This is a genomic window from Chitinophaga horti (assembly GCF_022867795.2).
Classification (GTDB): Bacteria; Bacteroidota; Bacteroidia; order Chitinophagales; family Chitinophagaceae; genus Chitinophaga; species Chitinophaga horti.
The window spans coordinates 5,841,950-5,857,149 of sequence record NZ_CP107006.1; the positions used below are offsets into that span (position 1 = coordinate 5,841,950).

General features: G+C 49.5%; 12 protein-coding genes. 10 read left to right on the plus strand and 2 right to left on the minus strand.

Translation table 11 applies throughout. The features are described 5' to 3' along the window. Positions 1 to 95: 95 nt before the first annotated feature. Together MKQ68_RS23740 and MKQ68_RS23745 are read left to right on the plus strand one after the other, a co-directional pair. Complete coding sequence (locus MKQ68_RS23740; RefSeq protein ID WP_264281233.1) at positions 96 to 2,114, plus strand: TonB-dependent receptor plug domain-containing protein; 2,019 nt, start codon at positions 96 to 98, stop codon at positions 2,112 to 2,114. A gap of 33 nt (positions 2,115 to 2,147) precedes the next feature. Then, complete coding sequence (locus MKQ68_RS23745; RefSeq protein WP_244836799.1) at positions 2,148 to 2,744, plus strand: HmuY family protein; 597 nt, start codon at positions 2,148 to 2,150, stop codon at positions 2,742 to 2,744. Positions 2,745 to 2,907: 163 nt separating this feature from the next. On the opposite strand, the gene MKQ68_RS23750 is transcribed toward MKQ68_RS23745, so the two are convergent. Continuing rightward, positions 2,908 to 5,421, minus strand: a complete 2,514-nt coding sequence (locus tag MKQ68_RS23750) for a DUF5686 and carboxypeptidase regulatory-like domain-containing protein (protein ID WP_264281234.1) — start codon at positions 5,419 to 5,421, stop codon at positions 2,908 to 2,910. 130 nt (positions 5,422 to 5,551) lie between these two features. Between MKQ68_RS23750 and MKQ68_RS23755 the strand changes: the two genes are divergently transcribed. The 7 genes from MKQ68_RS23755 (at position 5,552) to MKQ68_RS23785 (ending at position 10,976) form a co-directional block, all read left to right on the plus strand. After that, the gene (locus MKQ68_RS23755; RefSeq protein WP_264281235.1) at positions 5,552 to 6,193 is read left to right on the plus strand and encodes a hypothetical protein; all 642 of its coding nucleotides are present in this window, start codon (positions 5,552 to 5,554) and stop codon (positions 6,191 to 6,193) included. Between the two features lie 61 nt (positions 6,194 to 6,254). Continuing rightward, entirely contained in the window at positions 6,255 to 6,551 is a 297-nt protein-coding gene (locus MKQ68_RS23760) for a winged helix-turn-helix domain-containing protein (RefSeq protein ID WP_244836804.1), read from the plus strand. A 208-nt stretch (positions 6,552 to 6,759) separates the two neighbouring features. Next, on the plus strand, positions 6,760 to 8,052 hold the full coding sequence (creD, locus tag MKQ68_RS23765) for a cell envelope integrity protein CreD (protein WP_244836805.1): 1,293 nt from the start codon (positions 6,760 to 6,762) through the stop codon (positions 8,050 to 8,052). Positions 8,053 to 8,070: 18 nt separating this feature from the next. Beyond that, positions 8,071 to 9,471, plus strand: a complete 1,401-nt coding sequence (locus tag MKQ68_RS23770; protein WP_264281236.1) for a B12-binding domain-containing radical SAM protein — start codon at positions 8,071 to 8,073, stop codon at positions 9,469 to 9,471. Positions 9,472 to 9,493: 22 nt separating this feature from the next. Then, positions 9,494 to 9,898 (plus strand): hypothetical protein, encoded by a 405-nt coding sequence (locus MKQ68_RS23775; protein ID WP_244836809.1) that lies wholly within the window; start codon positions 9,494 to 9,496, stop codon positions 9,896 to 9,898. Between the two features lie 35 nt (positions 9,899 to 9,933). Beyond that, the gene (locus MKQ68_RS23780) at positions 9,934 to 10,311 is read left to right on the plus strand and encodes a diacylglycerol kinase (RefSeq protein WP_264281237.1); all 378 of its coding nucleotides are present in this window, start codon (positions 9,934 to 9,936) and stop codon (positions 10,309 to 10,311) included. Further along, entirely contained in the window at positions 10,308 to 10,976 is a 669-nt protein-coding gene (locus tag MKQ68_RS23785) for a DUF1361 domain-containing protein (protein ID WP_264281238.1), read from the plus strand. The genes MKQ68_RS23780 and MKQ68_RS23785 overlap by 4 nt, the downstream gene beginning before the upstream one ends. A gap of 28 nt (positions 10,977 to 11,004) precedes the next feature. Here MKQ68_RS23785 and MKQ68_RS23790 read toward each other — a convergent pair whose 3' ends face one another. Further along, positions 11,005 to 14,376, minus strand: coding sequence for a hypothetical protein (locus MKQ68_RS23790; protein WP_264281239.1), 3,372 nt, complete (start codon positions 14,374 to 14,376; stop codon positions 11,005 to 11,007). Between the two features lie 55 nt (positions 14,377 to 14,431). On the opposite strand from MKQ68_RS23790, the gene MKQ68_RS23795 reads away from it, so the two are divergent. Beyond that, positions 14,432 to 15,073, plus strand: coding sequence for an MBL fold metallo-hydrolase (locus tag MKQ68_RS23795; protein ID WP_264281240.1), 642 nt, complete (start codon positions 14,432 to 14,434; stop codon positions 15,071 to 15,073). Positions 15,074 to 15,200 lie beyond the last annotated feature (127 nt).

Genomic DNA, 15,200 nt, shown 5'->3' on the forward strand with positions numbered 1-15,200 from the left:
AACTCACAGAACCGGACATGTGCCTGACGAGATTTTTATACACGATATTTTTATGTGCCGTATGTTCTGCAGCCTTCGCGCAAACCGATACCAGCATGCAGCAGAAAGACCTGGGCGAGGTGGTGGTGACCGCTACGCGCACTGAGAGCCTGAGCAGCAAAGTACCTATTCCCGTTAGCGTTATTTCGCGCAAACAGATTGATATGCTTGGCAGTCGCCGGCTGGATGAAGTACTGCGTGAACAAACCGGGCTTGCATTAGTGTCTGATGTGAGCGGCGGTAGTCATGGTTCGGGCTTGCAGTTACAGGGGTTCGATCCTGCTTATACGATGATCATGATCGACGGGCAGCCGTTAATTGGCCGCAACTCCGGCATGCTCGATCTTTCGCGCATCACCATTGCCGACATAGAGCGTATCGAGATCGTAAAGGGCGCCAGCTCTTGTTTATACGGCAGCGAAGCATTGGCTGGTGTGATCAACATCATTACACGTAAGCCGTTAAGTGCAATAAGTCTGAATGCGAATTTACGATACGGCACTTACAACACCTTTGATGCCATCATGGAAGGCGGCCTGCCATTCCATCATAACAAAGGACATATTTCGCTTTCCGGTAACTATTACCGTACCGATGGTTTTAATGCCAATCCGGATGCGCAACAGGCTAATACCGTATTGCCGTATGCAACGTATACGTTGCAGGCCCGCGGCGGTTACCTGCTTAATGAGAATAACAGGTTAAACCTGTCGGCACGTTGGGCACATCTGCATCAGCATAACGATTACGGTTATATTTCCGGTGTTACCACCAGTGATAAGCGAAGTGAAAAAGACCTGAACATCATGGCTACACTCGATAGCCGCCTGCGCGACAGCAGTACGTTGAAGACGCAATACTACCTCACCCGTTACGGTACCAACGAAAGCATTGCCAACAAAACTACCGGTGCTGCGCTGGAAGATAATTTCTTCACGCAATACATGCAGGGCGCCGAGTTGCAATACACTAACAAATGGTTTACCGGCGGCGCGGGCGGTACGCTCGAATCATTGGAGGCCACCCGTTATTCGGCCAAACGACAAATGCAAAGCGCTTTTGCGTATATGCAGATCGATTGGAAAATAGGAGCGCAATTCGGTATACTCGGCGGCCTTCGTTACGATCGCAACAACCTGTACGGCGATCAGCTGAGTCCTAAACTGGCAGTGCGTTACACGCCGAACCACATCATCAACTTTAAAGCATCTGTCGGTCGTGGATTTAAAGCGCCCGACTTCAGGCAGTCGTACCTGTCATTTACAAACGCACAGGTAGGTTATACCGTATTAGGGGTGGAAGAATTTGAAACCGGTTTACAACGGTTGCAGGATGCGGGCGAAATAGGGAACGTGTTGCCTGCAGCGGCCAGCATCCGGTCATTAAGCCCAGAACGATCTACTTCTTACAACGCCGGTTTTACTTTAACACCCTTGCGTAAAATAAAGGTCGAAATGAACGTGTTCCGGAACGACGTAACAGATCTTATCAACACCATCACAGTTGCCGAAAAAACGAATGGCTGGCAGGTGTACTCTTACGTAAACGTATCCAAAGCCCGTATGCAGGGACTGGAAGTGAACGCCAGCTGGCAGCTGCCTTACGGCTTTTCGCTGAGCGGCGGCTATCAGCTGCTGTATGCAAAGAACCGCGACGTGATCGATTCTATCAAAAGCGGTACTGGTAATTATGCGTCGATAGCAGATAGTTACGGACAGGCGCGCCGTTCCACCGAAAAGGATTACTACGGTATTGAAAACCGCTCGCGGCACATGGGTAACCTGCGACTCGCGTATGAACACAAGCCCTTAGGCATTACCGTCAGTTTACGTGCGAACTATCGCGGTAAGTACGGTTATACTGATTTGAACGGCAACCAGTTCATCGACGAGTACGATCGTTTTGTAAAAGGCTATACACTGTTGAATGCAACTGTGGGAAAAACATTCCTGCAGAACAGGCTGTCTGCACAATTATCGGTGGACAATATCACCGGGCATATGAACCCTTTCATTCCAAACCTTGCGGGGCGTGTATACACCGTGGGTATTGGATGGAAGTTCCTCAAACCATAAAACCATCTTTTTAAATTTTATAAACCTTCAAACATGCGTATCAATTACAAGCAAGCATTAGTAGCAGCATCAGCGGCCGTTTTAACCTTAGTAGCGTGCGGCAAAGACGATGAAAAACCAAACATTCCGGCCGTTGCCGTTTCTATCACCGACCTCGCTGCCGATACGGCTGCAGCCAGTGGTGCGGGTGCCAAGGCTCCCCGCTACTTTACCCTCGACAGTCAACTGCTCTCTAAAGCGGATACCGGCAAATGGGATATCTCTTTCACGGGCACTTATAACGGTGACGTAGCTGCACAGAATGGTAAGATCGCGTTGGTAGATAGCGCATTTGACGCATTGACTACTGTTCCGCATGACACAGCATTTAAATATACCAAAGTAGGTATTAATGGCTTCGGTGGCGCAGTGGGCTGGTATAACTACAACATGACTTCACACGTTCTGACTGCACAGCCTAACCGTACATTGGTGTTTAAGAACCGTGCCGGCAGATATGTGAAACTGCAGATGGTTTCCCTGTACAAAGGCAATCCTGAAGCGCCTACCCGTGCAACACCTGCTCCGTACCTGACGTTTAAATACTACGTACAGGTAAACGGCGGCAAGAATCTTACAACACTTAAATAAGTATAACCTTTGCCATCAATAAAGAAGGGGCTGTCTCAAAAGTAGTTTGATGGTCATGAGAATCGCGTAAACGAAAAATTTCTCCATCAGGTACCCGTATAAAAACGGGTAGAAATTACTTTTGAGACAGCCCCTTTTCGTACAGTAGCAAGACGTTCCGCTTTTAGAAGGATAATTTGAAGCTTCCGAACACCCCGAAAGTACGATTGTATTCCTCCCCGGGTTTGCGGCCAGGCGCCACTCGCCACACAAAATCTACCCGCAGGAATTTCAGGATATTTTCCACGCCGGTACCAACTTCGAGGTACGGGCTGCCTTCCAGTGTTTTGAAAGCATAGCCGTTATTCAGGTTCAGTTGTTTGTTCTTTTCAGTGAGTTTGCCGATCACACCTTTCGCCGTCCAGAACTGGCGGAACTTCAGTTTACGCACTAACGGTATGTAGTTGAAGATGCCGCTGCCGATCGTATGTTCTACGTTAAAGCCCGCGTATTCATCACTCAGGAACTCGAAGCGGTTCATCATGTTAAACGCGTACTTGTTGTAATAGTAAATTTCGTTACCGGGATGTATTTCCAGCAGGGGATAAGGCAATGCGGGACCGAATACTTTACCGCCGAACAAGTTGTAATAAATGGTGCCCAATGCGCCTACTTTCCAGTAATCAGATACGGTGAGTGATACCTTTTCGTAAGAGTAGTTGCTGCCGGCGACGCCTGGTATGCCTACTGCGAAACGGCCTTCCACCACAGGATATTTGCTGCCAAGGCTATAGCGGTAGTAGTTGCCTTCCAGGAACTCTTCGCGATAGGCATAACGGAGTTTTAAGGCCACTTCCGAGTTGGCTAACGGCGTGCGTCCGCTGATGTCCTTCGGATAGTATTCCTTGCCCGGAAGGGGCGCAAAAGGCATGAATTGTTTATGTATCACCGATAAGTGGTGAGAGAAGCCGTTGTAGTATTCTTTATAGAACTCGAGCCGCTTTTCGTCGATCATCATAAACTTCTGCGGAACGCCTTGTTTACGGATGGCGAGCGAGAAGATGTTGTCGGTACCTACCTCATCGTAGTACGTGGCGCCGTTGTCGAGGTCGCGGGTGTAGGAGGCGTACAGGTAAGTGCGTGGTGAACGGTCCAGTATCCACAACCCGGTCATTTTACCTTTGAAACGCTGGTCGCCGAAGCCGTACGCCAGGTAGCCGTAAAGATAAATGTCTTTATGCACCTGCGGCGTCGTGCCCAGGTCGAGGCGCATACGGAAGCCTTCGAGGCGGTTTTGGCTGAACAGGTACCAATACGGGCCCCATTCCAGCGGACCGAAAGCTTTGTATCCGGTAGCAATGAATTTGATCGTGTTGGAGTACTTCTGGAACAGCGGCATTTTTTGCAGCGTGTCCACCATCTTATAAATCGCTACTTCGTTTTTCGTGAGGGAATCGTGGCGGGCCTGCACCCAGTAATCTTCGTCACGTTTACGCGCGCTGTCGGCGATCACAATATTTTGCGGGTACTTCTTTTTCTCTTCGAAGATGTTGGTGGCGGCCGTGTCGTTCACGATCACATGTTCGTAACTGGTGGTTTTGCGGCCGATAAACTCCAGTGTTTTCGTCGGTTTCGGGCTGGGCGTCCAGAAGTCGACGATGAACTTATCTTTTGCCAGGAACCACTGCGTACTGTCGTAAATCGGCTTAAACTCCTGCACCAGGCTAATGCGGCGTACAAAGTTAATGTTGGCATCACCCGGTACCGACATACTCATTTTCTGTACTGCATACGTACTGTCCTGCACCCACACTTCTCCCACAAACACATTTTCTCCTTTTCTTTTCGGGAGGAAGTTAAGTTTGATGTACCGCTTGCTGGCCACGTACTGCGTATCGGTAATGCGGTAGTTGTAAAACATGGCGCCGCTGTTGGAGATCGGGCTTACGAATTGTTTATCGAATACCGGGATGTAGTTGTCGTATACGTTTATGTTCTGGTACATGCTGCCCAGGAACTTTGTTACACTTTCATTGTCTAAGCCGGATGTGCGGCTGGCTTTGATAATCTCTTTCTCTTTCCGCGGGCTGCGTTGAAAGTAGTAATCAGAAATTGATTCCGTCAGGAATACCGGCAGGAAAGGTTTGGTTTCAGAAGTGCTGTCAATATTTTTCAGTACAAAAGCAAAAGGTTTAGTGAAGCGGTTCTTCGACAATTTAACCGTATTCAGGTTTTTCATGTCCAGCTCCAGCTTATTGTATACCTCGTATTTGTAGTTGTCTAGTTTATCGTAATTGTTGTCGGGTTTACGGCGAATGATTTGTCGGAGCAGGAGCAAGGCAAAGTTAACGTTCGCTTTTACTTCGAACTGTTTAAGCGATACATCGGAGCGGCTGATCTCAAAATTGATAAGCTGCGCCGTATCGGTACGGCTAACAAACATTACAGTTCGCTGGTATCCCATTACTCTAACAAGTAATGAATCAGATGGTATTCCGTTCAGGTTGAATTGATAAAAACCTTCTTCGTTGGTGACCATTCCCTCGTTGGTGCCTAGGAACTGCAAAGTTGCAAAGGGGATTACTTCCTGGGAATGCGCATCTTTAACCACACCACTGACCTTATATCGTTGAGCCTGAATGCCTGAGAAACTGACAATGCCGATCATCAGCGCTAAAATTCTTTTCCATGCGGTCATACAGGGGGCAAATTAGATATTTTAAGGCTATTTAAGCGTTCGTACCACTAAAATGACTTCATATTTACATCAAAATATATTTGGAGGATAAGAAACTTTTAATAGCTTTGTAGTGCAAAGTGCTTTACTTATGAACGAGCAACAACACCTAGATACCCTCACCGACATCAAACGGATGATGGAGCGCTCTACCAGGTTTATATCCCTGAGTGGCCTCAGCGGCATAATTGCCGGCGCGGCTGCCATAGCAGGAGGTGCGGTAGCGTTCGTGCTTATCCGGGATTATTATTACCAGTGGGACGTGTTGGGTAACCACAGCCGCCAGGACTTTCTGCACCTGAAGGTGAAGTTAATGGTGCTGGCGCTCGCAGTGTTGGTGATAGCGCTTACCGCAGGCTGCTACCTTACCTGGCGCCGCGCCCGCAGGAACGGGGAGGCGATTTGGGATGGGGTGGCACGCAAAGTGCTGGTTAACCTGGCGATACCATTGGTAGCCGGCGGCGCGTTCGTTATGGGCTCGCTGTATAATGAAGTACCGGTGCTGATCGCTCCTGTGTGCCTCATTTTTTACGGTCTGGCCCTGGTCAACGCCAGTAAGTACACTTTGTCCGACATCCGCTACCTGGGATTGGTGGAAATCGCGCTGGGGATCGTTAATCTCTTCGCGGTACGGTATGGCCTGTATTTCTGGGTGCTTGGGTTTGGGGTACTACATATCGTGTACGGCACATCCATGTGGTGGAAATATGAGCGTGGTACGAAGGTTTCTTAATCCGGAGAAGATTATGGAAATTCGTGTCCGAAAAGTAGCAGGGAGCAATTAAAGCGAAGCAATGAATCCGATCGGTAACCTAAATAAGATTTTCGAAAGCCGCATCCGCCTCGGCGTGATGAGCGTTCTGATGGTCAATGAAGAAGTAAACTTCAATGATCTCAAAGAAGTGTTGGAGGTAACAGACGGCAACCTGGCGTCGCACCTCAGCACGCTGGAGGAAAACGGGTTCCTGAAAGTGCATAAAGGTTTTATCGGTCGTAAAACAAATACTACATATTCTATTACCAAAGCAGGAGAGAAGGCCTTTAAAGGGCACATCGCCGCCTTGGAGCAAATGATCAAGTTTTCACAGTAAATTTTTTTTGTCCTTACACTTTGAAACGCAAAGTGCTTTTAGTTAAGTAAAAAGGAGGCCAGGCGGCAAAAAACTAACGCAGTAATGTGACTGACATTGCCATGCCCGACGGGTTCGAACGGGTGTAGCAAAACAAGCCGCAAACAGCGCCTGGCGGAGCTATGTCTTTTTTTTCATCATCAACATAAACACGATTAAAACACTTTTTATGGAAGAATCATGGGTTAAACGTTACGCTTATATCATCAAAGCCGCTCTCATACTGATCATGATCGTGGTATTACTGGTTCCCCTTGCCATGACGGAGGCTATGATCCGCGAGCGATCCTATCGCCAGGAGGAGGCGATTAGAGAAGTAAGCGGCAAGTGGGGACAGGCACAAACGGTAACCGGCCCTGTACTGGTGGTGCCTTACAAAAAGGGAAATGCAGTTAATTATGCCTACTTCCTCCCCGAGGAACTAAACGTCGACGGCGACCTCGTTTCGGAAAACAGGCAGCGGGGAATTTACAATATCGCGGTTTATAACTCCAATATCAAACTGAACGGCCGGTTTAAACCCTTGTCTACAGAAGGTTTAAGCCTCGGTGCAGATACATTGTCGCTCAACGACGCCTTCCTGGCCGTAGGCATCACCGACCTGCGGGGTATTAATAAGGAGTTGAAAGCCAGCTGGGACGGCCGCGACATCAAGTTTATACCTGGTTTGCCTAATTCAGAGGTATTGTCCAGCGGTATTCACGCAAAGATGTCATTGCAGCCTGACGATTCGGGCCACACCTTCAGCCTGAACCTTGCCCTGCGCGGCTCTGAGCAATTCAGCTGCTCGCCGTTAGGTGCAAATACGAAAGTATCGGTTCGCTCGAACTGGAGAACGCCCAGCTTCGACGGCGCCGTACTGCCTGAAACGCACAGCATCGGTAAAGACTCGGGCTTCGTGGCAAAATGGGAAACGCTCGGCATTGGCCGCACTTTCCCACAGGAATGGACGGGTAACAACATAAAAATCAATTCTTCCGACATCACTGTGAAACTCTTTCCTGCCATCGATACGTACCAGCAGTCACTCCGTTCGGTAAAATACTCCGTACTCATCATCGGTCTCACGTTCCTTTTGTTCTACTTCATCGAACTGTTGCAGGGCCGCGCAGTGCATCCGTTACAGTACATGCTCATCGGCCTGGCGTTGTGTATTTTCTATACCCTGCTGATCGCGATTTCCGAGCAGCTGAATTTCACCATCGCGTATGCTATCGCTGCGACTATGACGGTAGGGTTGATCACGTTTTACTTGTCAAGCGTATTTAAGAACACCCGCACCGGCCTGGTGATCGGTGGCGCATTGGGCGGTTTGTATGCCTTCCTGTACGTGATCATTCGTTCTGAAGATCAGGCGCTGTTAATGGGCAGCATCGGCTTGTTCGTTACACTCGCTGTCGTGATGTTCATCAGCCGCCGCATCCGCTGGGAAAAATTATCTGCCCCAACTATTTCTCAATAACCCTCATAAGTCCGCATCATGAAAATTAAAATGATACTGCCGGCGCTTACAGAAGCAAAAAGCCCGTACTGGCGCCCTATCAAATACTCGTTGTTCCCTCCCCTGGGATTGGCCACGCTGGCCGGTTATTGCAGGGCCGACGATGAAATCGACCTGCAGGACGAGCATGTGGAGGAGCTGAGGACGGACGATATGCCCGAACTGGTGATCATACAGGTGTACATCACCAATGCTTACCGGGCGTATGCGCTGGCAGATCATTACCGCAAAAAGGGCTGCTATGTTTGCCTGGGCGGACTGCACGTTACATCCCTGCCGGAAGAGGCGATGCCGCATGCAGACAGTATTTTCATCGGACCGGGAGAAGATATTTTCCCAGCCTTCCTGGAAGATTTCCGGAACAAAAGGCCGCTACCTCGCTACGTATCCCGCATCAGAACGTTGCAGGGAGTACCTAAAGTTCGCCGCGACCTGATTAAACGTTCCTATTATCTCGTACCTAATTCCATTGTTGTAACCCGTGGCTGCCCGCATCACTGCGACTTCTGTTACAAGGATGCCTTCTTTGAAGGGGGACGATCTTTTTACACCCAGACCGTTGATGATGCATTGTCTGAAATCGATCGTCTCCCCGGGCGCCACCTGTATTTTCTCGACGATCATCTGTTGGGCAACCAACGTTTTGCATCCGGACTTTTCGAAGGTATGAAAGGTATGGACCGCGTGTTCCAGGGCGCGTCTACGGTGGATGCGATATTACGCGGCGACCTCATTGAGAAGGCGGCCGAAGCCGGTATGCGCAGTGTGTTCATAGGTTTTGAAACCCTGGCGCAGGGCAATCTTTTGCAAAGCAATAAAAAGCAAAACCTGGGCAAGGATTACGCCGCCGCGATCCGCCGCTTGCACGACCTTGGCATCATGATCAATGGCAGCTTCGTGTTCGGGCTGGACGAAGATGGGCCGGATGTGTTTAAACGTACGGTGGACTGGGCTGTTCAAATGGGGCTTACTACCTGCACGTTTCACATCCTCACACCTTACCCGGGCACTGGATTGTATAAAAGTATGCAGGCCGAAGGCCGTTTGCTGCACAGCAACTGGGATTTGTACGATACACGTAATGTCGTTTACAAAACCCGCGGCTTGTCGGCCGAACAGCTGAAGGCTGGCTACGACTGGAGTTATAAATCTTTTTATTCCTGGAGTAACATTGCCCGCGCCTCGCTGCAACACGACGATATCAAACACCAGCTGAAACACTTTGCTTACGCTGGTGGCTGGAAGAAATTTGAACCCTTGTGGAACTTCATTATAAAGAACCGCCATCTAAACCAAATGCTGCCACTGCTGGAGGCGATACTGTCCAAAGTAAGGAACGGGCCGGACAGGTATTCGCCCCAGCCAGTGCTGCAGCATTGATCAAACTAAAAAACTAACAACGATGAAAACAATGATCTCCAATTCCCGCTGGCCTTTGTGGCTGGGAATTATACTCACACTGCCAGCTGGCTGGCTGATCTTAATGACCGTACTGAAGTATGGTATGGGCTATTCCTTTCTGTCAGACTGGTCGGGACCGGCGGCTGAGAGTATGGGGCTGGTCACTTATGGCCTCGGCTTTAATTTATGGGTAATACTCGCGCCCACGCTGGCGGTCATCATTAACGTATTGTCTTTTACCCACTGCGAATACACCTTTTACCAGCATTTTATTTCGATGCGTTTTATGGTGCGCAAAAACTGGTGGAATATGGCGGTAGCCGCCAACGGGATGCTTATCTTAGGGATGGTTTTTATCTATTTGCTGGGAGAGAACGGCTGGCGTTTCATGTTCCTTTTTGAATGACTGCCCCAACGTTCTTTGCTGTTAATACTTTTTGTATGTCCATTTTTAAACAAACCATTCGCAACCGGGTACGAAGTTTTGGCTACGCCTTCAGCGGAATTGTCGCTTTTCTTAAAAGTGAGCCGAACGGGCGCATTCACGCGGTAGCCACTGTATTGGTCATTGCCGCAGGTTTTTATTTTGATATCGGGTTGATGGAATGGGGCTTGCTCGTGCTGGTGATGGGATTAGTATGGATTACCGAAATACTTAACACAGCCATCGAAAAAGCAATGGACCATGTTGCGCCCGGGCGGCATACTATGGTGAAATTCGTGAAGGACGTGGCAGCAGCGGCGGTACTTATTGCTGCCATCACCGCCGTGGTGATCGGTGGTATTATTTTCTTACCCAAAATAGCTGAATTTTTATGAAGGCACGACAGTTAACGTACCTGCTTACACGAAAATATACTTTAACCGACATGACCTGTGTTGGCGCCGCGTTTTGCCTGTTGCTCGTAACAGCACGCACGGCCTACACCCGCGATGCCGGTTACTTTTTTATGGTGTGGAATCTCTTTTTAGGATACGTACCTTTTATAATCAGTAATGCCATGGCCCGCATACCCGCCCTGGTACAGCGTTGGTGGCTGCTCATTCCCACCCTGTGCTGCTGGATACTGTTTTTGCCCAACGCTCCGTACATGATCACGGATTTGTTCCATCTTGAACCTTTTGGCCCTGTGCCGCAGTGGTTTGATTTGTTCCTGCTTTGCTCGTTTGCTTTTACGGGTTTGATGGTGGGTTACTTGTCAATGGCTCAGGTGAAGCAATTGTTACAGCAACGCTTCGATGCGGGCTTGCGTGGGTTTAACCTGCCAGTGATCTGGTTATGTGCGATTGGTGTGTATATCGGCCGTTTTTTACGTTGGAACAGCTGGGATTTGTTTACGCGTCCGCTCGCGGTGTTGAGCGATTTGCTGGGGATCTTGTTTCACCCGGCGCGGTATCCGGGAGCCTGGGGCTTTACTTTCTGTATGGGCTGTTTTATGAGTATCCTTTATTATACTGCAAAAAAAATCCCGGGCCGCATGTGACCCGGGATTTATCTTTTATATCTGTTGGTTAGAAGTCAACTCCCATACCGAAGGCCCAAACCGGCTTCCCTTTAAAGAAGCGGATCATCGGCCAGCCGGCGTCTACACGCAGGTAATAACCCGCAATCGTCGTTCTCGCACCAAAACCGTAACCACCCACGAACGGTCCCAGGAAGCCTTCTTTCACCCTGGTAACTACACCATCGGGGCTATAGAAGTACGTATAGTTCGCGTCTTTAAACTTCAGCTTTTCGTACCACGCAGTACCGATGTCGATGAACGAGGTGAACATAAAGTTGCGCAGGAACGCAGAGTTGATCGGCCTGTCGATGAGTGTCGTAAACACTGGCAGGCGCAACTCGGTATTAAGCAACATCACGTTATTACCGTTCCTTGCATTCTGACGGTAACCGCGCATGTTATTGCTCAGCGTCTGGAACGCGTAGTTCGCATTGTAATTGATCGGGTTGTTACTGTTGATCTTCGGACTAAATTCATTGTCCGCGCCACCCAGGTAGTACAGGATCTTACGCCCGCCCCACGATACGTCCGCAGAGAAGCGGGTTGCCCATATGAAGTTGCGGAAGATCTTATGGTAGTGACGAATGTCCACCCCCATGTTGTATGTAAACTTGTTCTTCGCAGCGAACTCGTTCGATATGGCGCTGTAATCACCATCGATCAATGAGTTTACATCGATATAAGCTTTATAACGGGTGCCGTTCCAGATGTTGATAGCCGGATTGATCGTATTGTCGTACACGTATTCGATACGCGCGAGGATGCTCTTATCCTCCACATCCGGTGTTTTAAGCGACAGTTCGTCATTAGCCAGCATCACCAGCCTGTCTGTACGCCAACCCACCTGCAAACGAATGCTGCGCGCCTGGTCGAACGGATAACGCACTTCGCCCTGGTACAGGTTAGTCCTGATCTTGGCGGGGTAGTTAACACCATTCACGGTATCGCGCAGTGAGCCTTCGTCCACTTTGCGATAGTAAGTGAATTTATAGTCGAAGCGACGCTTCAGGTATGATGCGGAGATGAAGTACTCACTACCGTCAAGCGACGTTGGTATACGGAAACCACCATTAAATTTATAGTCTTCCATCAGGTCGCTCACACCGATGCGTATCATACCATTCACCGGGTCCGACAGGCGGATGGGACTGAACGGTCCGCCCGTAAAAGGTTGGTAACGGGTAATCAGTACCGAGTTATCGATCTGCGCCACGAGGTAATCCGTGGAGAACTTCAGGCGGTAAGCCGATAGTTTGGCGCTTTTCAGCACCGGCGGTTCTTCCAGTACAGGCATGTCTGGTACGGAGGCTACATCGGGTGTGCTGGTGTCTTCCGGTTCGTTGCCGAACTCATTCTGGAAGAAGTTAGACTTGGGCGTCGTGTCCTGCTTTTCGAAGTAAAGCGGGATACCCATTGCGATACTGTCCGCCTTCATCTGCTGCGCGCGGAAGCGGGTAGGCCGTGCATTCACGTTACGTTTACGCAGGGTGATCGTATCTACTTTCAGCTTGAAGAGGCGTTTAAAGTTCGCGAGTCTCACCACTTCCGACACCTGGCCCTGGTCGCCGGCAGCCCGCGATTCCTGGATGCCATACTGGTAGTTGGTGATCGGGAATACGTAGGTCGAATCCTTCGTAATGGAAATGGCCATCACCGTATCCGGCGCAGTAGAGCCATAAGCCTGCAGTGCGGAGTCCAGCTCCTCTGGATCAGGGTTGGTCAGCAATTCAGCACCCACCTGGTAAACGCTGTCGACCCCCGCCCTTTCGGTACGGAAGAAGCCTGCATAACGGTTGGAGATACCGTTCGCATCGGATACGAACGTGAAGTGGGTGGTGTTATACTGCACCGGGAAGCGGGCATTGCCATACTTCAGATCAGTAAGTTGTGAAATCTGTTTTTCAGATGATTTGTTCCAGTTATCGATCAGGAACACATTGTAGCGGTCGTGCGGCAATACAGTATCTGCTGTACGCGCTTTCGCCGACGGACGGTTAGAGGAGTAGATAATACCACTTTTACCCGGGAAGGCCACAAACGACGGGTCCAGGTCGTCGTACACGTCATTGGTCACCTGCTCCGTTTTGAAGTTGGATGCGCTGTACGTGTAAATATCCGTATGCCCGTTTTTGATCGCCGAGAAGAGGAACGAGTTATCATGCTCCCAGAAAAACTTCATATCCACCACGCGGTCGAACATCGTAAGGTCCTGTATCACCTTGATCTTGGTGATCAGGTCATAGATCATGAGTTTAGACTTGCCTTCGTGCTCATAAGCTACCGCGAGCTTATTACCTTTCTGGTTCCAGGCCAGCAGCGGATAGTTCGGGTCCAGTTTGTTGGACATCATACGCACCCCGCTTTTCAGGATCACTTTCGGTGTGCTGTAAATACCCACCTGAACCTGTACTTTGTATTTGCCGTTTTTGTATTCGATAGCGGCGTAAGAGTTGTTTTTCGGGTTGGCCGCAAAGCGGTAGTAATCAGCGTTAGAGGTGATTTCGCGTGCTACGATGCTTTGTCCACGCGTTACCTGGCGGCGGCGGCGGTTATCTTCCTGGTAGCGGCGGGTGTTGAAGACCATGAAATCCTTCATGGCCGCTTTGGGAGTCATCCTCAATACCTGCTCAAACCCTTTTTTCAATCCGCGGTTGATGCGGGTAATATACATCAGGTAAGGCACCGCGTCCTTCCCAAATTTACTTTCTACATAATACCAGAACGCCTGCCCGGCCAGCAGCGGTTTTTCAAATGCGAGCTGGTTAAACGAACGATACCGGCCCGAAGCCAGTACCACCTTGAGTTCCTCGTCCAGCTGCGAATTCCAGTTCTCCGCCGCATAGGCGATAAATCCATCTGTAAACCAGTTAGGGAAGTCGATCAGCACCGCGTTACCGGCAAACTCGCCGATATCCTCACCGAAAAGCAAGGTTTCCAGCATTACGCGGGCAATACCCTGGCGGATTTGCCTGCGTAGGTTTTCGTGGTTGCCATCGAAATATACGAGCAGTTTATTACCTACGAGTTTGGTTACACCACCTGTATTTTGCCAGTCCACCCCAATGCCGATGTTGGATTGCTTCATCTCCCCGAAGCTGTTATACACGACAATGTTTACACGCTGGCGGAACGAAAACTCCATGAACTGCTCCAGCTGGGGCAGTTCTCTTTCTGCAGCCTGGGCTACATATTTACCCAGTTCCAGGCCATTCTGACTGAAATACGTATAGAAGTGGCGGGTAGTATAAAAACGCCATTTGAAGTTTTTATGCTGTACGCGGTTCTGTCCAAATTCTACTGTATTCGTCTGTGCTTTCAGTATCAGCGGGCCACATAGGATACCGGATAAAAATAATAACCTGGTAATAAATCGGTTCATACAGAAAGATTGATAATATTGTATCAGGAATAAAATTAGCTAAAAAACGGTAACAATGATTGAAATCAAATATTTCACTTTTAATCCTTTCCAGGAAAATACTTACCTGCTTATAAACGATAAAAACGACTGTATCATTATAGACCCGGGCTGTTATTTTGAGAATGAGCGCACAGAACTACAGGATTATATCGCCAACCGTGGGTTAAAGGTTGCCCGGCTGCTGAATACACATTGCCACATTGATCATATTTTGGGAAATACCCTGGTCGCCCGTACCTACAACGTAGGCCTCGAGATTCATGCCGCCGACCAGGTGGTGCTGGACCGCTCGCCGCAGGTAGGCGCCATGTACAACATTCCGTTCGAACCCTCTGTGATGCCATCGGCTTACCTGGAGGACGGCGACCGGATCAGGTTCGGGGATGACGAGCTGGAAGTACTGTTTACGCCCGGTCATGCACCGGGGCACGTAGTGTTTTACTGCGCTGCACAACAGTTTGTGATCGGGGGAGATGTACTATTTTACCAGAGCATCGGCCGCACCGACCTTCCCGGTTGCGACCACGAAGCGCTGCTAAGGTCCATCCGTACCAGGCTCTTTACCCTGCCGGATGAGGTCAAAGTATACCCGGGGCACGGTCCGGCGACGACTATCGGGTATGAGAAAGTGAATAATCCGTTTTTGAAGGATTAAACGTGAACGGAGGGGTATGCGCTACCGGGAGTGGTGGTGTATACGCCTTACAACCGTTGGCTGCCCTCTTGTCCGGGTAGTAAAACCTTATAACCGTGATCGCAGCGTCCTTGTCAGGTAGCGAAAC